This is a genomic window from Nocardia sp. CDC160, assembly GCF_035818795.1.
In the GTDB taxonomy this organism is placed as follows: Bacteria; Actinomycetota; Actinomycetes; order Mycobacteriales; family Mycobacteriaceae; genus Nocardia.
In genome coordinates this window covers 15,746-35,487 of the sequence record NZ_JAYKYT010000009.1, presented here as the reverse complement: position 1 = coordinate 35,487, position 19,742 = coordinate 15,746, and the positions used below count along the sequence as shown (strand labels likewise).

General features: G+C 67.4%; 15 protein-coding genes and 1 pseudogene. 10 read left to right on the top strand and 6 right to left on the bottom strand.

Translation table 11 applies throughout. From position 1 onward, the window contains the following. Positions 1–104 precede the first annotated feature (104 nt). Positions 105–491, top strand: a complete 387-nt coding sequence (locus VMT40_RS35860) for a hypothetical protein (protein ID WP_326364085.1) — start codon at positions 105–107, stop codon at positions 489–491. A gap of 86 nt (positions 492–577) precedes the next feature. On the opposite strand, the gene VMT40_RS35855 is transcribed toward VMT40_RS35860, so the two are convergent. Continuing rightward, positions 578–1,840 carry an alpha/beta hydrolase family protein gene (locus VMT40_RS35855; protein WP_326364084.1) on the bottom strand — a complete coding sequence of 421 codons (1,263 nt, stop codon included), beginning with the start codon at positions 1,838–1,840 and terminating at the stop codon, positions 578–580. Positions 1,841–2,078: 238 nt separating this feature from the next. Next, positions 2,079–2,570 (bottom strand): GNAT family N-acetyltransferase, encoded by a 492-nt coding sequence (locus VMT40_RS35850; RefSeq protein ID WP_326364272.1) that lies wholly within the window; start codon positions 2,568–2,570, stop codon positions 2,079–2,081. A gap of 146 nt (positions 2,571–2,716) precedes the next feature. Between VMT40_RS35850 and VMT40_RS35845 the strand changes: the two genes are divergently transcribed. Both VMT40_RS35845 and VMT40_RS35840 read left to right on the top strand, forming a co-directional pair. Further along, positions 2,717–3,403 carry a GAP family protein gene (locus tag VMT40_RS35845; RefSeq protein WP_326364082.1) on the top strand — a complete coding sequence of 229 codons (687 nt, stop codon included), beginning with the start codon at positions 2,717–2,719 and terminating at the stop codon, positions 3,401–3,403. Between the two features lie 238 nt (positions 3,404–3,641). Then, a pseudogene (locus VMT40_RS35840) lies at positions 3,642–5,891 on the top strand (MMPL family transporter); the annotation flags it as partial. 60 nt (positions 5,892–5,951) lie between these two features. Here VMT40_RS35840 and treY read toward each other — a convergent pair. The 3 genes from treY to VMT40_RS35825 all read right to left on the bottom strand — a co-directional run bounded on the left by treY (position 5,952) and on the right by VMT40_RS35825 (position 11,506). Then, complete coding sequence (gene treY / locus VMT40_RS35835) at positions 5,952–8,360, bottom strand: malto-oligosyltrehalose synthase (protein ID WP_326364081.1); 2,409 nt, start codon at positions 8,358–8,360, stop codon at positions 5,952–5,954. 11 nt (positions 8,361–8,371) lie between these two features. Further along, positions 8,372–10,477, bottom strand: coding sequence for a glycogen debranching protein GlgX (gene glgX, locus VMT40_RS35830; RefSeq protein WP_326364079.1), 2,106 nt, complete (start codon positions 10,475–10,477; stop codon positions 8,372–8,374). Positions 10,478–10,555: 78 nt separating this feature from the next. Beyond that, positions 10,556–11,506: a bifunctional helix-turn-helix transcriptional regulator/GNAT family N-acetyltransferase gene (locus VMT40_RS35825; protein ID WP_326364077.1), complete on the bottom strand. Its 951-nt coding sequence runs from the start codon at positions 11,504–11,506 to the stop codon at positions 10,556–10,558. Between the two features lie 111 nt (positions 11,507–11,617). Between VMT40_RS35825 and VMT40_RS35820 the strand changes: the two genes are divergently transcribed. Then, the gene (locus VMT40_RS35820; protein ID WP_326364076.1) at positions 11,618–12,886 is read left to right on the top strand and encodes an adenosylmethionine--8-amino-7-oxononanoate transaminase; all 1,269 of its coding nucleotides are present in this window, start codon (positions 11,618–11,620) and stop codon (positions 12,884–12,886) included. Between the two features lie 108 nt (positions 12,887–12,994). On the opposite strand, the gene VMT40_RS35815 is transcribed toward VMT40_RS35820, so the two are convergent. Beyond that, positions 12,995–13,288 (bottom strand): hypothetical protein, encoded by a 294-nt coding sequence (locus VMT40_RS35815; protein ID WP_326313183.1) that lies wholly within the window; start codon positions 13,286–13,288, stop codon positions 12,995–12,997. A gap of 104 nt (positions 13,289–13,392) precedes the next feature. Between VMT40_RS35815 and VMT40_RS35810 the strand changes: the two genes are divergently transcribed. From VMT40_RS35810 to VMT40_RS35785, 6 genes are read left to right on the top strand one after another with little or no spacing between them, the layout of a single operon-like run. Further along, entirely contained in the window at positions 13,393–14,547 is a 1,155-nt protein-coding gene (locus tag VMT40_RS35810; RefSeq protein WP_326364075.1) for an 8-amino-7-oxononanoate synthase, read from the top strand. Continuing rightward, on the top strand, positions 14,544–15,230 hold the full coding sequence (bioD, locus tag VMT40_RS35805) for a dethiobiotin synthase (protein WP_326364073.1): 687 nt from the start codon (positions 14,544–14,546) through the stop codon (positions 15,228–15,230). The genes VMT40_RS35810 and bioD overlap by 4 nt, the downstream gene beginning before the upstream one ends. Before the next feature lie 32 nt (positions 15,231–15,262). Next, the gene (locus tag VMT40_RS35800) at positions 15,263–16,483 is read left to right on the top strand and encodes a DUF1800 domain-containing protein (protein WP_326364071.1); all 1,221 of its coding nucleotides are present in this window, start codon (positions 15,263–15,265) and stop codon (positions 16,481–16,483) included. A gap of 17 nt (positions 16,484–16,500) precedes the next feature. Then, positions 16,501–17,757: a DUF1501 domain-containing protein gene (locus VMT40_RS35795; protein WP_326364069.1), complete on the top strand. Its 1,257-nt coding sequence runs from the start codon at positions 16,501–16,503 to the stop codon at positions 17,755–17,757. A 26-nt stretch (positions 17,758–17,783) separates the two neighbouring features. Beyond that, complete coding sequence (locus VMT40_RS35790) at positions 17,784–18,443, top strand: response regulator transcription factor (protein WP_326313188.1); 660 nt, start codon at positions 17,784–17,786, stop codon at positions 18,441–18,443. Next, positions 18,440–19,735, top strand: a complete 1,296-nt coding sequence (locus VMT40_RS35785) for a sensor histidine kinase (RefSeq protein WP_326364068.1) — start codon at positions 18,440–18,442, stop codon at positions 19,733–19,735. The genes VMT40_RS35790 and VMT40_RS35785 overlap by 4 nt, the downstream gene beginning before the upstream one ends. Positions 19,736–19,742: the final 7 nt, after the last annotated feature.

Here is a 19,742-nt window from a genome sequence, read left to right as displayed (position 1 = left end):
CTTCCGGTCCGGAAAACCGGGCCATAGGCGCTGACGTGCGAAAACCGACCTACCGGAGACATCGGACATACCGGTACCAATCCGCATCGCCCAACAATCGAAACATGTTGAACCACATGCGATTGCGCAAACTCACCACGCGGATAACAGGAATCGTCGCGGCCGCAGCCATGGCTGGGATGGCGGTATTCGCCGCCGTCGACGAAGCACCATTGGCACGCGCCGACGTCCCGGGCGACTGCCTCGTCGTCGACAACGAGACAGGCGCCTTCCAACACGTCACATTGAACTACCCCTACATCAGCGGCAGCTGGGACATCACCCCCGGCGAACGATCAATCCTCTTGGCAGACGGCACTCCCGTGATCTCCTCGGACGGCTACTGGGATGTTGGCAGCAGCCCTTACTACAGTGGCACCTGGACCTACGACCCCTACGCCAACACCACCTGGGGCTGCAACGGCTCCGCCGTCCTCACCTGGTACAGCTAGCGAATCGGCCCACCAGTGCAGGACTTTCGGCGGGCCGAGATAGCCTCGGCCCGTTAATCTTCGATCGCATCCGGCCCGGGTGATGCTTACGGAATCGCGATCATCTCGGGATGCAGCAGGATAGTCGCCGCGGCGTTGGTGAGGTCTTCGTATCGGCCGAATGTCGTGTCGAAAAAGGTTCGCAAGTAGGCGCGTTGCAGATCGAGCGAGTCCTGCGGGGCGATGGTGCCGACCACCTTGGCGGCGAAATCAGCGGGCATGATGCCCGCAGCAGTTAGCGCGGGAACGATCGCCTGGTTATCGCAGAACGAGAGGTGCTGCGAGCCGTCGAGCCGGAGTTCCATTTTCGGTCCGCGATCGTTGGCCCAGAACTGCTGCCAGCTGGGATCCTGGGCGCGACCGTGATCGGTACTGCCGATCAAGACGAACGGGCGGTCCAATCCGTCTGTGAGCACCGAACCCATCAGGGTGCCATCCAGATCCACCCCGGCGGCCACGCGCCGATCGTCGTGCATCACTTGGGCTGCGGTGGCGCCCCCGAGTGAGTGCCCGAACATCGCTATCTTGGAAAGGTCCAGTATTCCGGCAAGATTCGCGGGCAGCGGATGCCCGTCGGCGTCCGGGTCGATACCGGCGCTGATGTCGGTCAAGCGGTCGAGAATGAATCGAGTGTCAGCGACGCGGGTCTGGATCGCCTGCCCGATCTGCGCGTTGACCTCGTCGGCATCCGCTCCTGGTAGCAGCACGCTCTTTTCGAGCCGTCCGCCGGGGAATTCGGTCGCCATCGATTCGTAGGTATGACTCATGGTGACCACGACGAATCCGTGGCTGGCGAGATCCTCGGCCTGTGCGGTGCTGGTCTCCCGCGGCAGGCCCATGCCGGGAGAGAACAAAACGATCGGCCGCCGCCCAGCAGCGCTGTTCGCCGCCGCGTCGACGTGACCGTGGCTCGATCCCAACGGCAACGATCCCACGATCGGCAAGCCAGCCTTCGCCAACCCATCGGTGTAGACCCGCCACATTTGCTCGGAAACCCAAGGCCGCAACGGTATCGCCGCCGAATCGGCAGCGGGATACCAGATGCTGACCATCAACTCGCGTGCCCGCGCCGGGACGTACGGATCGAGACGAGACGCGTCGACCAGATGGAGATCGACCACGCCGATCGATTCCGAGCCAGTCGCCTCAGGCAGCGTGATGAGGGACGATTCCTGTTGCGCCGCTACCGGTTCAGCTCGGCCAGCAACACCGAACACTGCACACGCCGAGCACAGCAGGACTATCAACAATAATCGAAAACCCCTGTCCAACACGCTGATCCCCTCCTCAGTCCAGGCGTTGCTCGCCATCGCCCGGCTCAGCCTAGCCGCGTCTCTACACAGACGGCTTAGCCTGAAGGCCACGCGTCGATGGGACGTTCGTCGGGCGCTCCACAACTTTGTTCGACCCAGGCGCCGGACGAGCGCAGATCGTCATCGAGGAACGCGCGGAACTGCCGGACCCCGCGGACTCCAGGGCCCCGACAACGTCGACGATTTCGGGGGGGCGCACCTACTTGATCTTCGGATGCCGATCATTGGGCGGTAGTCAGCCGAGCTCCTTCAGTAGGTAGCAGTCGGTCTCCACCAAATCCTTCTTGACTCCAAATTCATCCCACACGCTGTACTCGGTAGTTGCCACGAGGCCGGTGTCGATATACCCGAGTCTCTTATAAAGGCGGAGTGCGTCTGCGTTGGTGACCTCGACTGCCAGACCGACATGAGTGAGGCCACGGGCCAGGACGCGTTCCTCGACGGCCGCTATTAGTGCCGTGCCGATCCCCTGGTTGCGCGATACTGCCGCGATCTGCAGGAAGCAGAGTTCCGGACAGTCAGGGAATGCGACGCGCGCGGCGGGATGAATGGGACCGGTCCAGTTGATGACGCAAGTGCCGCATGGCATCTCGTCGATCCACGCGACCAAAAGGGTCCCCAACCCTTGCTGCTGGCGTCGGAAATGGGCCTCGTGCGCCCGATTCTCGCCGGTCGGCAGGCAGTGTTCCAAGAACTCGAGGTCCTGCTCTCCGCACTCGCGGATCATCACCTGAAGGAGGCTACCCTGCCACGGCAGGTACTTCGGTCGTGCGGCCTGGCGAAGAGTTCGCCGATCACTGCCGTCAGGGTTCACCTGCGTAGCCACTCGGGTAGGACGGGGTGGGTGGTGTCTACCGTATGGTCTGTTGGGTCATGTTGATCTTCTTACTGGCGGTTGCGGGGTTCGCCTTCCTCGATTCTCTTCATGTTCTGAACATAGGGATCACTGCGGCGGTGATTGTGGACAGTCGGCTGAGTCGTCGCTCACCTGTGCCGGGGGTGTTGAGCTTCATTGCGGGGATCTTTGTCGTCACAACCGCTTTCGGGATCTTTACCGTACTTGGGTTGAGCTTCCTGACAGATCTCGTCCATTTCGACATCACCCCGACTGTTCGCTACTGGGCAGAGCTCGTCGTCGGTGTCGTCTTGCTGGTTCTCGGCGGAATTCGGTTACCGGGCGGTGCTGGTGGAGCGATGCCGCCTTGGGTGATCGAGGCGCGACGGAAACCTTTGCTGCTCGGGCTGGTTGGCGCCGGTATCGGCCTGGGGCAGGCGCCGACTGCGGTCCCGTACCTGGCCGCGCTGGCGATGCTCACAATGAGAGAACCACGTCCTATGCTGTGGCCGTTGATCGTGGCTGGGTACTGCCTGATCGCGCTGTTGCCGCCGATTCTCGTGTTGTACACCGCGACACGACGTTCAGCCCGTGCGCGGCAGTTCTACCGCACTTTCATCCGGGCGTTGAACCGTTTCGGTCCGATATCGGTTCGTGTGCTCTTCCTGATCTTCGGCACCCTGCTCGTTGTGGACGGGCTCCGGAATTACTCGGCGCTGTACTGATCCCCGTGGGCTCGGTGCCAGGCAGGTCGTTCTGATTTCGGTTTGTGAGAGAGCTCTGTGGCGGCACTGATGAACCGGACAGAAATGGTCGATTCGTGTGCGGCGGAGGTGTTCTGCGTTCGGTCTCGCCCGTAGCGTCGGAGACCGCGCAGCGTTGCCGCCTGAATGGCTGTCATGCTGCGCGACAAGCCGTTTCGGGTGAACAGGGGAGTGCGTTGTCTGCGACGGGAGATTTGTGATGTTCATCCGTCTGGGAGACGTGGTTCATCGGTTTCGTTGGGTCGTCATCGGGGTCGTCGTGGGTGCGCTGCTCGGTCTCGGTGCCTATGGGCTGGGACTGGATGACCACCTCAGCCCGGGCGGGTTGGATGATCCGACATCGCAGGCGGCCGAGGCCGCGCAACTCAAGGACCGTGCGTACGGACGCAGCCATCTCTCCGATGTGCTGGTCCTCTACACCGCTCCTGACGGCGGCAGCATCGATGATCCGGTGTTCAGTCAGAAGATCGTCGACAATCTCAACCGGTTGCCGCGCGAGCACCCCGACCAGATCAGCAAAGTCAACGGTGCCTATTGGAAGACCGACACCGGCGAGTACGCGCCCAAACTGATGGGCTCGCCCGACAAGCGACACGCCTTCGCCTCGATCGCCATCAAGGGCGAGGACGACGCGACGACCATGCGGCATTTCCGGGAAGTCAAGGGCGTCTTCGCTATCGACGGTGTCACGGTGCAGGTCACGGGTCTGCAGCCGATCGGGGGCGCGCTGTTCGACACGATGGCCCAAGACCAGCGGCGGATGGAAGTGCTGGCGTTGCCTGCGGTGGCGATTCTGCTGTTCGTCGTCTTCGGTGGCATTGTCGCCGCGTCGCTTCCGTTGATCGTCGGCGGCCTCACCATTGTCGGCGCCACCGGCATCGTCATGGTGATCACGAAATTCACCGACGTGAATTCCTTTGTCAGCGCAGTCGTTTCGATGATCGGCTTTGGGCTGGCCATCGACTACGGCCTGTTCATCGTCAGCCGCTTCCGCGAGGAACTCGCCGACGGCTACGACACCCGCGCGGCGGTACGCCGCACCGTGATGACCGCCGGGCGCACGGTCGCCTCGTCGGCCACGATGATCATTGCCGCCAGTTCGGGCATGCTGCTGTTCCCGCAGGGATTCCTCAAATCCGTCGCCTACGGGACCATGGCGGCGGTGCTGCTGGCGGCGGTCACCGCGGTGACGCTGCTACCGGCCATGCTGTCGGTACTGGGCCCGCGCGTGGACGCATGGGGATGGAAACGACTGCGCAAGACCAAGACTGCTCACGAAGTCGAGAGTGGCTTCTGGGGTCGGCTCACCGCCTGGGTGATGCGTCATCCGCTCAAAGTGATGGTCCCGCTGACGATCGGGCTGCTGCTTCTGATCATCCCGGTCAAGAACCTGGCCTTCGGCGGACTCGACGAAACCTACCTACCGCCGAACAACCCGACCCGAGTCGCACAAGCCGACTTCGACCGAAATTTCCCTCTGCGCAAGGCCTACCCGATCGAACTGGTCATTGTCACCGACAACCCGAGCAAGGTCGGCCCGATCCTCTCCCAAGCCAACCAGGCACCCGGGCTCGCGCCACGCGCCGCGTTCGCCATCGACCAAACCCCGCCCAGGGGCACCAACGTTTGGACGACCTCCGCGGCGCTTGCCGACAGCAACAACGCCGGTACGACCATCGAATACCTGCGGTCGATGGACGTCCCCGACGGCGCACAAGTACTCGTCGGTGGTCAGCCCGCCATCCAATACGACAGCGTCGACACGCTGGTCTCGCGCCTACCGTGGATGATCCTGCTCGTTGTCTCCATCACCATGCTGCTGATGTTCTCGACCTTCGGCTCGGTCGTGTTGCCGATCAAGGCCGCATTGATGAGCGCCCTCGGACTCGGCTCCACTCTCGGAATCCTGACGTGGATCTTCATCGAAGGACACGGCGCATCGCTGCTCAACTTCACCGCAGAATCGATCACCTCGCCGGTGCTCGTGCTGATCATCGCGATCATCTACGGCCTGTCGATCGACTACGAGGTCTTCTTGCTCTCCCGCATGGTCGAAGCACGCGCCCGCGGCGCGAGCACCACCGAAGCCGTCCGCATCGGCACCGCGCAAACCGGCCGCATCATCACCGCGGCCGCCCTCATCCTGCTCGTCGTCACCGGCGCTTTCGCCTTCTCAGATCTAGTGATGATGAAATACATTGCGTTCGGCATGGTCTCGGCCCTGTTCATCGACGCCACCGTGCTACGCATGCTGCTGGTGCCGGCCACCATGAAACTGCTCGGCGACGACTGCTGGTGGGCACCAGAATGGATGAAGAAGATCCAACAGAAAATCGGCCTCGGCGAACCGATCCTCGACGACGAACTCCCCGGCGGCGGCCAAATGATCGACCTGGTCAAGACCACCCCAATCACCGACCCTGTCACCGAGCAGATCGCACTCCCTCCCGAAGGGTCCGCTATGTGGTTGTAGGGAGTTGGTGTCTCCCAGTGGCAGGCCATGCTCGGGTCAGCGGACTAGGAGGGCTATGGGGAGGCGGGCGAAGAGTTTTTCTAGGCGGGCTCGGCCGGAGAAGGTGTGGCCGGTGAGGCGATCGGTCCAGTGGCCTTGGGGGAGGTCGAGGACGGTGTCGGACCAGCCGCCTGCTTCGTCCAGGCGGATGCTGTGGCGGGTGGCGGCGACGATGACTTCGGGGGTTTCGCCGTGGCGGCCGCGGGCGTAGGAGATGAGGTGGGGGGCGCGGTCGCCGGAGGCGAAGAGGGGAGTGTAGGTGCCGCCGACGAAGCAGTCGGGGCGTTCGCGGCGCAGCCAGAGGGCGTAGGCGACGATCCACATTTTGACCGCGCCGGAGGGGTCGAGATCGGGGGTGCCGGTGAGGGATTGGAGGAGCAGGGAGCGGTGGGTGAAGTCGACGGGGCGGCGGTTGTCGGGGTCGACGAGGGAGTCCTCCCACAGTTCGCAGCCCTGGTAGATGTCGGGGATGCCGGGGGCGCAGAGTTGGAGGAGTTTTTGGGACAGCGAGTCGGTCCAGGCGTGGGTGGCGAGATCGGCGACGAATTCGCCGAGTTCGGCTCCCACCGGGCCGTCGATGACGGTGTCGATCCAGCGGTGCACCGCCGTCTCGAACTCGATATCCGGCTCCTCCCAGGAGGATTGGGTGCCCGCCTCGCGAACGGCCTTCTCCGCGAACTGATGCAGGCGCTCGCGCAGCCCGGGCACGGTGGCGGCCGGTCGGCCGTCGGCGGGCCAGACGCCGAACATGTTCTGCAACAAGAACAGTGTGGTCGCCCCGTCGGGCCCGGGCGCCATCTCCTCCCAGGTGGTGACCGAGCGCGCCCAGATGTCGGGTACCTGCGACAGCATCCCGATGCGGGCGCGCACATCCTCCCCGCGTTTGGTGTCATGGGTGGTCAGGGTGGTCATGGTGGCGGGCCAGCGGGCCGCGCGCTCGGCATTGCCGAGGTGGAATTCGATGACCGAGCACCCGAACCGTGCCGGATCGGTGCCCATCTCCTGCAGTGACACCAGCCGCGCCGCGCGGTAGAACATGGTGTCCTCCACGGCTTTCGCGGTCATGGCACCGCCCACCTGGTGGAAGCGGGTGGCCGCCTCGCCGCCCGCGGCCAGCGCGGTCACCAGCACCTGCAGCGGCGCGGTGAGTTCGGCATTGCGCCGCGCCACCTCGGCCACCACCGCCCCGACCATCCCGGCCAGCGGCGCGTAGTCGGTGCGATACACCGGCATGAACGACAGCACCTCGATGGTGGCATTGGTGAGCGCCATGGTGTCGAAGGCGTCGGCGCGCGCATCCCGCTTGATCGCCGCGACCAGTCGACGCACCTCCGGCACCAGCATGGTCTCGGCGACCGCGCGCCGAATCCGATGCTCCTGCTCGGTGAACCAGGCGCGGTCGCTGCCGTGCCCGGTGAACTGCCGCGACAGTTCGGTCAGCTGCTTCTCACCGTCCGGGTCGATGAGCACGCCACCGAGATCGGCCAGCGCGTCGTACCCGGTGGTGCCGTCGATGGGCAGGGTGGCGTCGAGCGGTTCGCGATTGGACAGCACCTTCTCCACCAGCAGCAGCCGCTGCGGCCCGATCAGCTGGCGCAGCCGCCGCAGATACTCGCCCGGGTCGGCCAGCCCGTCCGGATGATCTACGCGCACACCGTCGATCAGATCGTGCTCGCACCAGGCGGCCAGCTCCCGATGGGTGGCCTCGAAGACTTCCGGGTTCTCCTGTCGAATCGCGGCCAGCCCACCGACGGTGAAGTACCGCCGATACCCGCACAGCCCCGACTTCCAGTTGACCAGTCGATAGTGCTGCTTGTCGTGAATGCGCAGCGCGTTCTCACCGTCGGTGCCCGGCGCGAGCGGGAAGCGCAGATCGTGCAGCGCCAGCATGGGTTCCGCGCCGGACCGGTCGACGGTCAATGCCGCGGGATCGTTCTCCCCGGCCAGCACCGGCAGCGCGATCCGCCCGCCCGAGCCATTGCCCGGCGTCCAGTCGATATCGAACCAGCTCGCGTACTTGGAGTCCTTGCCGTGCTGCAGGACATCCCACCACCACTGGTTCTGCCGCGGATCGGCCACGCCCACATGGTTGGGCACCAGATCCACGATCAAACCCATACCGCGACTGCGCACCTCGTCGGAGAGCGCCTTGAGCCCGGTCGGCCCGCCCAGCCCCGCCGACACGGTGGTCGGGTCGGTGACGTCGTAGCCGTGCGTGGAGCCCCGCGCCGCCGTCATGACGGGCGACAGGTACAGATGCGAAATGCCCAGCTGCTGCAGGTATTCCGCGATGCCGCGCGCGTCCGCGAAGGTGAGCGCGTCGGGCCGCAGCTGCAGGCGGTAGGTGCTGCGCACGGGCGTCTGCCGGGCGATGGGTCCGGTGTGGTGTTCGGGCGAGCTGGTCATGGCGGTATCGATCATGCCGTACGGCGCAGCACGAGCAGACAGCGTGCGGGCACTTGCACGCTCGCGGCGGCGGGGCGAGGGGTGTCGGAGGCCGGGACGCCGGTCGGCGTCGAGCAGTCCAGGGCGATCGACCAGGCATTGCCGTAGGTCGAGGCGGGCAGGGTGAAGTCGAGTCCCGCGTCATGTGCGTTGAAGCACAGCAGGAACGAGTCGTCGACAATGCGTTCGCCGCGCGGTCCGGGCTCGTGAATCCCGTCGCCATTGAGGTACACGGCGAGCGAGCGCGCGAAGGTGGTCTTCCAGTCGTCGTCGGTCATCTCGGTCCCCGCGGGGGTGAACCAGGCGATGTCACCGGGCCCGGGCCGGGTCGGATCGAAGAAGCGGCGGCGGCGGAAGACGGGGTGTTCCCGGCGCAGCGCAATGACCCGCTCGGTGAATTCGAGCAGTTCGGCATTGGTGTGCATGAGCGTCCAGTCCATCCACGACAGCGGTGAATCCTGACAGTAGGCATTGTTGTTGCCGCGCTGGGTGCGGCCGAATTCGTCGCCGTGCAACAGCATGGGCGTGCCCTGGGAGAGCATGAGGGTGGCGAGCAGATTGCGGGTCTGGCGGGCGCGCAGGGAAAGAATCTCCGGATCGTCGGTCGGTCCCTCGACACCGCAGTTCCAGGACCGGTTGTAGTTCTCGCCGTCCCGATTGCCCTCGCCGTTGGCCTCGTTGTGTTTCTCGTTGTAGGACACCAGATCCGCGAGGGTGAACCCGTCGTGGGCGGTCACGAAATTGATGCTCGCCCCGGGCCGCCGTCCGGTCGCCTCGTACAGATCCGAGGAGCCGGTGAGCCGGGATGCGAACTCGCCCAGCGTCGCCGGTTGCCCACGCCAGTAATCCCGCACGGTGTCACGGTATTTCCCGTTCCATTCGGTCCAGGCGACCGGGAAATTGCCGACCTGATACCCGCCCTCGCCGACATCCCAGGGTTCGGCGATCAACTTCACCTGGCTCACCACCGGATCCTGCTGCACCATGTCGAAGAACGTGGAAAGCCGGTCCACATCGTGCAATTCGCGCGCCAGGGTGGCGGCCAGGTCGAACCGGAAGCCGTCGACGTGCATGTCGAGGATCCAGTAGCGCAGCGAATCCATGATCAGCTGCAGCGCGTGTGGATGCGCCATATTGAAGCTGTTGCCGGTGCCGGTGTAATCCATGTAGTGCTGCGGATCACCGTCCACCAGACGGTAATACGCCGCATTGTCGAGCCCGCGGAAGCTGATGGTCGGCCCGAATTCATTGCCCTCCGCGGTGTGGTTGTAGACCACGTCGAGAATGACCTCGATCCCGGCGGCGTGGAAGGCCCGCACCATGGCCTTGAACTCGCTGACCGCGGCGGCCGGGGATGCGCCCGCGGCATAACCGCGATGCGGCGCGAAATAGCCGAAGCTGTTGTACCCCCAGTAGTTTCGCAATCCACGATCGAGCAGGATGCGGTCGTCGAGGAATTGGTGCACGGGCATCAATTCGACGGCGGTGATGCCGAGCCGCTGCAGATGGTCGATGATCGCCGGATGCGCCATGCCCGAGAAGGTTCCGCGCAATTCCGGCGGCACGTCCGGGTGCGTGATGGTCATCCCTTTGACATGCGCCTCGTAGATGACCGTCTCGTGATACGGCCGCCGCGGTGACCGGTCATCGGCCCAGTCGAAATACGGATTGATGACCACACCGGTCATGGTGTGCCCGAGCGAATTCTGCCCGTAGTTGTACGGCGCGGAATCGGTCCCGAAGTCCCCTTCGAACGCCTTGCCATACGGATCCAGCAGCAGCTTGCTGGGATCGCAGCGCAATCCCTTGGCCGGATCGAACTTCCCGTGCACCCGGAACCCGTACCGCTGCCCGGGCCCGATCCCGGGCAGGTAGGCGTGCCAGACGTACCCGTCCACCTCGTCGAGCGGCACTCGGGTCTCGCGGTGGTCGGCGTCGATCAGGCACAGCTCGACCCGCCGGGCGACCTCGGAGAACACCGAGAAGTTCGTCCCGGCGCCGTCGTAGGTCGCGCCCAGCGGGTAGGCGGTCCCCGGCCAGACACCGAGCCTGGTCGAGCCGGGAGTCGCGGGAGCCATGCCCTGACCCTAGCGAGCCGGTTGCGCTCCCGGACCGTGTCCCCTGCGCCAACCCTGGGCGAGTCCCCAGCGCCAGCTCTAGACGAGTCTCTTGCGCCAGGTCTGCCCGACCAGATCCACGCCGAAGCTGTGATGCGGATTCGATTCGCCGAGGGTGAATCCCGCGCGCTCGTAGATGTGGCGGGCGGAGGTCAGGACGCTATTGGTCCACAACACCATCTCGGTATATCCGACATCCGTGGCGAACCGGACACATTCGTCGACCAGCGCGCTGCCCACGCCGAGCCCCCGCGCCGAGGGTTCGACGAGCAGTAGCCGCAGCCGCGCGGTGGTGTCGCTGTCGCGCATGCAGTACACGCAGCCGACCGGCTCGCCCCGGTATTCCGCGATCCACGCGCGTTCGCGTTGCGGGTCACGGGAATTCAGCCATTCGGCGACGATCTTGGCGACCAGCGCCTCGTACTCGCCGTTCCAGCCGAACTCCTCGGCGTAGAGCTCGGCATTGCGCGCGATCACCCAGCCGTGCTCGCCGGGCCGCGGTTCGCGCAGCACGACGGCGGCCGGATCGGGTTCGCTCTCGGTGTCGAGGATCTGCTCGATGGTCCGCATGGCCCCGACCAGTCGGCTGCGCTTACCGGGGGAGTGCGGGACCAACAGCTCGCCGATCTGCTCCTCGGTGCGCTGATCCAAGACCTCGAAGGCCGCGCGCCCCGCCTCGGTCAACTCCACCACCTGCCGCCGCCCGTCGGCATCCGATCTCCTGCGGGCCACCAGCCCCCGCTCCTCGAATCTCGCCAGAATCCGGCTCAGATACCCGGGATCCAGATCCAGTCCCAGCCGAAGATCGACGACCTCCGAGGCCCCGAAATTGGCCAGTTCGAACAGGATACGAGCCTCGGCCAGGGAGTACTCGGTGCCGAGCATCCCGCCCTGCAGGACTCCGATGAGCCGGGTGTAGCGCCGGTTGAACGCGCGGACGGCGGCAATGTGCTGTGCCTCGACGAGGCGGTCGGCGGTGCCGGTGGCCATGATCGATTCCAATCCTTTGACTGAGTCAAAGGATACGCCGCGCGAGCCGTTCCGCCAGGGGTTCGTGGTAACTTGAACGCCGTTCAAGCCAGCTCCTCGTAAGGACTTCCCGTGGCATTGACCCCCAGCGAGATCACCGCCCTCGACGCGGCGCACGTGTGGCATCCCTACGGCGGGTTCCCCGCCGGAACCGAACCGCTCGTCGTCGCCTCGGCGTCGGGCACCCGGCTCACCCTGGCCGACGGGCGGGAATTGGTGGACGGCATGAGCTCCTGGTGGGCGGCCGTGCACGGCTACCGGCACCCGGTGCTCGACGCGGCGCTGCTCGAGCAGTCGCGGAAGATGAGTCACGTGATGTTCGGCGGCCTCACCCACGAACCGGCCGTGCGACTGTCGCAATTGCTCGTCGAGCTCACCCCCGACGGCTTGGACAAGGTCTTCCTGTGCGATTCCGGCTCGGTCTCGGTCGAGGTCGCGGTGAAGATGTGCCTGCAATATCAACGCGCGCTCGGCCGTCCCGAGAAGCACCGCCTGATGACCTGGCGCGGCGGCTATCACGGCGACACCTTCACCCCGATGAGCGTGTGCGATCCGGAGGGCGGCATGCACGCGCTGTGGACGGATGTGCTGGAACCGCAGGTCTTCGCGAGCGCCCCGCCGGAAAGCTATGAGTCGCGGTATGTCTCGGAGCTGGAGCGGGTGATCGCCGCGCACGCCCACGAATTGGCCGCCGTCATCGTGGAACCCGTGGTGCAGGGCGCGGGCGGCATGCGCTTCCACGACCCGCGCTACCTGGCCGATCTGCGCCGGTTGTGCGACGAGCACGACGTGCTGTTGGTCTTCGACGAGATCGCCACCGGATTCGGCCGCACGGGAACGCTTTTCGCCGCCGAGCAGGCCGGGGTCCGACCGGATGTCCTGTGCGTGGGCAAGGCGCTCACCGGCGGCTACCTGTCCCTCGCGGCCGCGCTGTGCACCGCCGAGATCGCCGAGACCGTCAGTCGCTCCCACGGCGGACTCATGCACGGCCCGACCTTCATGGGCAATCCGCTCGCCTGTGCGGTCGCGGTGGCCTCGATCGAGCTACTGCTGTCGCGGGATTGGCGGGGCGAGGTGGCCGGGATCGAGGCCGGATTGCGGTCCGGCCTGGCTCCCGCCCGCGAGCTGCCGGGCGTGGCCGATGTCCGAATTCGCGGCGCGATCGGTGTCATCCAGCTCGACCATCCGGTGGACATGCGCAAGACCACCCACGCCGCGGTCGAATCCGGTGTCTGGCTGCGCCCGTTCCGGGATCTGATCTACTGCATGCCGCCGTTCATCAGCTCCCCCGACGATGTCCGCCGCATTACCGAGGCCATGTGCGCGGCCGCATCGGTCTGACCCGTGCTCAGCGCTGCTCCGGCCTCGGCCTTGCTCGGCCATTCGATCCGCCGACCGATCGCGGTTCGGCCGGCGGCGTGGTGCCCTTCTCGCTCGCGGTGCGAGACGTCAGCGGTTAGCCCGTTTTTCGCGCACTTTGTCTGAATTGTCGCTGTCGGACAAGATCTCCCAGACTTTGAATACGCAGTGGTAATCGTCGGACCAGCCGCGGGCGATCAACATGAAGGTGTCCCCGTCGCGCAGGATGGTGCGGCGGCTGATCAACTTCGGATGATCGGGAATGAACTTCGAAACGAGGTCGGGGACCTTGGCGAGTGCTTGTTCGCGGGTGCCCACCACCTCCGTGAGGATCTTCGGACTCCAGGTTTTGCTGTCGCCGAAGCCGGTCGTCTGCTCGACCACTATTGCCCATCGTGGCATCGCGCAGCCTCCTTACGATCCCCAGCATAGTCCGGCTCGCCGACACCCATGGTCTCCTGAACGGCGTTCAAGTATGCTTCCGAGCTGTGACTGCCGATCCCTTGAGCTGGCTCGACACCCGCGCCGCCGAGCGCGTGGACGCCGGACTGCGCCGCGCACTGCGCGCCCGCGCCGCCGAGAGCACGAGCATCGACCTGGCCTCCAACGACTATCTCGGGCTGGTGCGCCACCCCGCGGTGATCGAGGGAGCCATTGCCGCGGTGCGCCGCTGGGGCGCGGGCGCGACGGGCTCGCGCCTGGTCACCGGAACCACCGCCGAGCACGAACAACTGGAATCCGAACTCGCCGAATTCGTCGGCGCGGAGACCGGATTGGTCTTCGCCTCGGGGTACGCGGCGAACCTGGGCGCGGTCACCGCGCTGGCCGGGCGTGGGGCGCTGGTGGTTTCGGATGCGGGCAGCCACGCGTCGCTGGTGGATGCCTGCCGCCTGTCGCGGGCGCGGGTGGAGATCGCCCCGCATCGTGATCCGGTGGCGGTGGATCGGCTGCTGTCCGAGCGCCGCGAAGAGCGTGCACTGGTCTTGACGGATTCGGTGTTCAGCGCCGACGGCGATCTCGCGCCATTGGCGGAGTTGCACAGGGTGACTCGCGCCAACGGGGCGGTGCTCATTGTGGACGAGGCGCACGGGCTGGGTGTGCGCGGCGCGGGCGGGCGCGGTCTGGTGCACGAGTGCGGGCTGGCCGGGGAGCCCGATCTGGTGATCACCGCGACGCTGTCGAAAGCCTTTGCGGCCCAGGGCGGTGCGGTGCTGGCGAGTGAGCGGGTGCGGGCTCATCTGATCGATTCGGCGCGCACCTTCATCTTCGATACCGGCCTGGCCCCGGCGGCCGTGGGCGCGGCTCGCGCGGCGTTGGGTCTGCTGCGCCGGGAGCCCGAGCTGGCGCAGCGGGTGCTGGATCGGGCCGCCGATCTGGCCCGCATCGCCGGTGTGGGGGAACCGGATTCGGCCGTGGTGTCGGTGGTGCTCGGCGAGGCGCAGGTCGCCTACGACGCCGCGCAAGCCTGCCGCGAACGCGGACTCAGTGTCGGCTGTTTCCGGCCGCCGTCGGTGCCGGAGGGCACCTCGCGGCTGCGGTTGACCGCCCGCGCCGATCTCACCCCGGACGAACTGGCCGTCATCGCAACCGTTCTCGGCGAGGTACTGGCGCAAGCGCGTGGGCGGGAGGTCGTTTCGGTATGAGCCGCATGCTGTTCATCACAGGCACCTCGACCGATGTCGGCAAGACGATCGCCACCGCGGCCCTGGCCGCCACCGCCGCCGCGGCCGGTGTACGGGTCGCGGTCTGCAAGCCCGCGCAGACCGGGGTGGGCCCCGGCGAGCCCGGCGATCTGGCGGAAGTCACTCGGCTCAGCGGTGTTTCGCGCACCCTCGAACTGGCCCGTTACCCCGAGCCGCTCGCCCCCGACACCGCCGCCCGACGCTGCGGCCAACCGCTGCTGACCCTGGCCGAGACGGTCGCCGGAATCGAATCGTGCGCCGACGCGGATCTGATCCTGGTCGAGGGCGCGGGCGGGCTGCTCGTGCGGATCGGCGACTTCACCCTGCTCGATCTCGCCCAGAAACTCGGCGCGCCAGTGCTGCTCGTGGCGGCGGCCGGATTGGGCACGCTCAATCACAGCGAACTCACCACGCGGGCGCTCGCGGCGGCCGGTGTCGAGTGTGCGGGGCTGGTCATCGGATCCTGGCCGAGGGAGCCCGATCTGGCCTCGGAGTGCAACCGCGTCGATCTGCCCGCCGTCACCGGGGTCGATCTGGTCGGTTCGATTCCGGCGGGCGCGGGGGCGTGGAGCGCGGATGAGTTCGGGGTCACAGCCCCGTCGTGGTTCGACCCCGCGTGGCGCGCTCGGTACCTGTGCTCATGATTTCCTAACGGGCAGTCTGTCACCGTGGCCGCATGGATGAGTTGGCGGCGGTGGCGCATGTGTTGCGGCGCACCACCTTCGGGCCTTTTCCCGGGCGGGTGGAGGCGCTCGCCGGGCACGGTGTGAGCGGTGTCATGGACCTGGTGCTGGCCGCGCCCGCGTTGGAACTCGCGACACCGGTCTTCGACGAGGACGCCGAGGCCGCGGTGGACGGTCCCGCCGGACGGTGGCTGCGGGCCATGGCGGATCCGGCGGCCGGGCTGCACGAGAAGCTGGTCTGGTTCTGGCACGCGCATTTCACCTCCAGCCACGACAAGGTCGATACCTGGGAGCTGATGTGGCGGCAGCATCTGCTGCTGCGCCGCCACGCGCTGGGCAACTTCCGGGAGCTGGCGCAGGCGGTGACCGTGGACGGTGCCATGCTGCAATGGCTCGACGGTGCCGGGTCGGTGGCGGACGCGCCCAATGAGAATCACGGGCGAGAGCTCATGGAGCTGTTCACCCTCGGGCGCGGGAACTACACGCAGGCGGATGTGAAGGCCGCCGCGACCGCGCTGTCCGGGTGGACGGTGGAGGACAACGGCACGGTGTCCTTCGATCCCGAGGCCGGGAACCGGCGGCCGGTGCAACTGCTCGGGCGCTCGGTGACGACCGCGCGCGACGCCGTGGACGTGCTGTGCGATCGGCCCGAGTGCGCACGGTTCATCGCCGCCAAGCTGCACCACTTCCTGGTCGGGCAGTGGGCGTCGGAGCAGCGGGTGGGCGAGCTCGCGGCGGTATTCACGCAGGCGCGCTTGGAGATTCGGCCGCTGGTGGAGGCGATCCTGCACGACGAATCCTTCGCCGCCGCCGTGTACACCCGGCCGCGCTACCCGGTCGAATGGGTGACCGCCGCCTTCGCCGTGTGCGGAATCGACGACGCGGCAGCGGCTTTCGAAACCATGACCGGGCTCGGACAGTCGCCCTTCTATCCGCCGAATGTGGCGGGCTGGCCGCCGGGCAACCGGTGGTTGGCACCGGGGACGGCCGTGGCGCGCGCGGCGGCCGCGATCCAGGCCCCGGTGCTCGAGGAGATCGTGGGGGCCAGCGATCCGGTCGCCGCCGTCTTCGCCCGCGCCGCGATCTACGACCCCACGCCCGAAACCTCCACGGCCGCGCGCGATCTGGCGTTCGAGCTGCGACGCGAGCCGCGGCAGGCGGCGAGCGCGCTGCTCGCGCTGGCCATCACCGCGCCGGAATTCACCCTGGCATGACGCGGAAAGGGAATCTCATGATCTCGCTGAATCGCCGCACCGTGCTGCGGGCCGGACTCGGTGTCGGCGTCGTGGCGGCGGCCAGCGCGGTGGCCGGATACGAGGTGCTCGGCTCGTCCTCGACCCCGGCGTCGTGGCATCCGCCCGCGCCGGTGCGGGCCGCCGCCGTCGACAAGCGCAAGCTGCTCGTCATCGAAATGGCCGGGGGGAGTGACGGATTGTCGATGACCGTGCCCTACGCCGACTCGCGGTACCGGGAGCTGCGGCGGCGCACCGCGATCGCCGCCGACAAGGTGCACGTCATCGACGACAAGCTCGGGCTGCACCCGAACCTGCCGAAGCTCGCCGCGGCCGGTGTCACGGTGGTTCCGGGCGTGGGCACCGCCAAACCTGACCTCTCGCATTTCGAGATGCTGCATCGGTGGCAGACCGGTGATCCGGAGGGGCGGCTGCGCACCGAAACCGGATTCCTGGGCCGGTTGTGCGATCACCTCGGCGATCCCAGCGCACCGGCGGTGGGCGTCGCGCTGGGCGTCGGCTCGTCACCGGCCCTGGCCTGCGAGCGGGTCGCCACGCTGTCCGTGGATGCCGGAAACGACGGCCTGTTCCCGGTTTTCGAGGATGAGAACATCCGCGGCGCGTGGCTGGCCGCCCAGCGCGCCATGGCGCACCCCGACCGGCTGGACACTCCGCTGCTGGCCACCGCGCGCGCCGGAAGCGCCGCGGCCCTGCGGTTCTCGGACGTGGCCGCGACCCTCTCACCAGCCGCGGCCGGTTATCCCGACTCCGACCTCGGCATCCAATTGCGTTTGGCCGCACGGCTGCTCGCCGATGACAGTCACGGCCTGCGTATCGTGCACGTGCCCATGGGCGCGGACTTCGACACCCACACCGGTCACACCGACAAGTACGCGGAGCTCATGACCGACCTCGACAATGCCCTCGCCGCCTTCCGGCAGGACCTCGCCGCGCGCGGCCTGACCGACCGCGTCCTCATCGCCGCCTACAGCGAGTTCGGCCGCCGCGTCCCCGACAACGACTCCGGCGGCCTCGACCACGGCGCGGCCGGAACCGCCCTGCTGCTCGGCCCGACCAATCCCGGGGTTGCCGGAGAGATGCCCTCGCTGCGCGCCCTCGATGCCGATGGCAATCTGCGGGCCACCGTCGATATGACCGAGTTCTACGCGACCCTCGCCGAATCCTGGTTCGGCGTCCCCGCCACCGACGTGCTGCCCGGCGCGCCGCGGCCACTGCCCGGGGTCGTGGCCGTATGACCGGGACGGGTGCTGTAATTGCGCAGGTGCGGGTACTCGTTTGCGAGGACGACAGGGAGCTGGGCGACGAGGTCGCCGCGGGATTGCGGGCGGCCGGATTCGCGGTCGATCTGGCCCGCGACTATGCCGACGCGGACCTGAAGATCGCGGTCAACAGCTATGACTGCCTGGTGGTCGATCGAGGGCTGCCCGACGGCGACGGGTTGGATCTGGTGCGCGCGCAGCGCGAATCCGGGCGGCGCACGCCGGTGCTCATGCTGACCGCGCGCGACGCCCTGGCCGACCGGCTCGACGGGTTCGCCCAGGGGGCCGACGACTACGTGGTCAAACCCTTCGCCATGGACGAGCTCGCCGCGCGGGTGCGGGCGCTGTGTCGCCGTCAGGAACTCCCCGAGGCCACCCGCACGGTGGTGGGCACCCTGGTGGTGGACCGCCCGCGTCGGCGCGTGCACCGCGCCGGGACGCTACTCACGTTGACGCCCAAGGAATTCGGCGTGCTCGAGCTGCTCGCCGTGCGCGCCGGAACCGTGGTCACCCGGGCCGAACTCATCGAATGCTGCTGGGACGAAATGGCCGAGCCCGCCTCCAATGTGGTGGACGTGGTGGTCGCCCAGTTGCGTCGCAAGCTCGGGGAGCCGCCGCTCATCGATACCGTCCGGGGCGTCGGCTTCACCATCGCGCCATGAGGATGCCGCCGATCGTGCGGCGGGCGCGGCGCGCGACCCGGACCCAGCCGACCAGCCCCGGACAGCTGCGGCGCACGCGCTGGCTGCTGACCGCGCTGTTCACCGCGCTCACCGCCGTCTGCCTCATCGTGCTCGGTTCCATCGCGGCCTCCATCGACGCGCACTCGCGCGACAAGGAGCTCGACGCGGGCATCGACCGGGTGGTGACCGGACTGGCCCGCGAGGTGTATTGGAACGACGACGGCAGCCTCGATCTGGAGACCGTGCGCCTCGACGACGATCTGTCGGGCGGTTCGAACGCGGTCGCCATCCTGGTGCGGGATGCGCAGGGCACCTGGCAGGAACGATTCGCGCACAAGCGATCCGAGCTGCCCGCCGATCTGGTCGCCCCGGCCCGACAGGTCGCCGAGGACGAGGAGACGAGGTGGCAGACCGGCACCGATCGCGACGGCCATCCGGCGCGGCTGGCGGGCGCGCCGATCTGGAACTCCGAGGGAACGCCCAGCGCGGTCATCTTCGCCGCCGGTGATCCCGCGCCCGGGCAGCGCGACCATCGCAGCCTGCTCATCGCCCTGTGGGGCGGCGGGGTCGCGCTGGTGGTGCTGGCCGGTCTGGCCGGGCACCTGCTCTCGGGGGTGAGCATGCGATCGGCGCTGCGCATGCTGGACCAGCAGGAGCGATTCCTGTCCGAGGCCTCGCACGAACTGCGCACGCCCCTGGCGACCCTGCGGCTGTATCTCGATGCGGCACTGCGGGATCCGGGCGATGCGCGGCGCGCGGTCACCGACGCGCGCTCGCTGACCGACCGGATGGGCCGCATGGTGGCCGGACTGCTGGCCCGCACCCGCGCGGAAACCGGTGTGGGCGAACTGGATCTGCAACGGCTGCACCTGGATCAGCTGGTGGAGGGCGTCGTCGCGGAGTGCGGCGGCGAGGTCACCTTCGTCGCGGAACCCACGGCGGTGCGGGCGGATCCGGATCTGCTGGCGCTGGCGGTGCGCAATCTCATCGACAACGCGCTCGTGCACGGCGGCACGCCCGTGGAGGTGCGGGTCGCGGCAGGGCAGGTCCGCGTCCGCGACCACGGACCCGGGGTCGATCCGGAGTTGACCGACCCCTTCCGGCGTGGCGCGATGGGGACGCGCGGGCAGCACGGCATCGGCCTGTCGCTGGTGCGCTGGGTGGCCGACGTCCATTCCGGTTCCGTCACACTGACTTCCGCCGTCGGCGGCGGCACCCTGGCCACCCTCACCCTCCCGGAGGCCCCGGCGGACGCGCCGAACGGAGAATGAATTTGTC

Excerpts from the sequence above, each read along its gene's own strand:
- VMT40_RS35860 (WP_326364085.1), top strand. The coding sequence starts at position 105 with ATGTTGAACCACATGCGATTGCGCAAACTCACCACGCGGATAACAGGA.
- VMT40_RS35855 (WP_326364084.1), bottom strand. The coding sequence starts at position 1,840 with ATGGCGAGCAACGCCTGGACTGAGGAGGGGATCAGCGTGTTGGACAGG.
- VMT40_RS35850 (WP_326364272.1), bottom strand. The coding sequence starts at position 2,570 with ATGATCCGCGAGTGCGGAGAGCAGGACCTCGAGTTCTTGGAACACTGC.
- VMT40_RS35845 (WP_326364082.1), top strand. The coding sequence starts at position 2,717 with ATGTTGATCTTCTTACTGGCGGTTGCGGGGTTCGCCTTCCTCGATTCT.
- treY (WP_326364081.1), bottom strand. The coding sequence starts at position 8,360 with ATGACCAGCTCGCCCGAACACCACACCGGACCCATCGCCCGGCAGACG.
- glgX (WP_326364079.1), bottom strand. The coding sequence starts at position 10,477 with ATGGCTCCCGCGACTCCCGGCTCGACCAGGCTCGGTGTCTGGCCGGGG.
- VMT40_RS35825 (WP_326364077.1), bottom strand. The coding sequence starts at position 11,506 with ATGGCCACCGGCACCGCCGACCGCCTCGTCGAGGCACAGCACATTGCC.
- bioD (WP_326364073.1), top strand. The coding sequence starts at position 14,544 with ATGAGCCGCATGCTGTTCATCACAGGCACCTCGACCGATGTCGGCAAG.
- VMT40_RS35800 (WP_326364071.1), top strand. The coding sequence starts at position 15,263 with ATGGATGAGTTGGCGGCGGTGGCGCATGTGTTGCGGCGCACCACCTTC.
- VMT40_RS35795 (WP_326364069.1), top strand. The coding sequence starts at position 16,501 with ATGATCTCGCTGAATCGCCGCACCGTGCTGCGGGCCGGACTCGGTGTC.
- VMT40_RS35785 (WP_326364068.1), top strand. The coding sequence starts at position 18,440 with ATGAGGATGCCGCCGATCGTGCGGCGGGCGCGGCGCGCGACCCGGACC.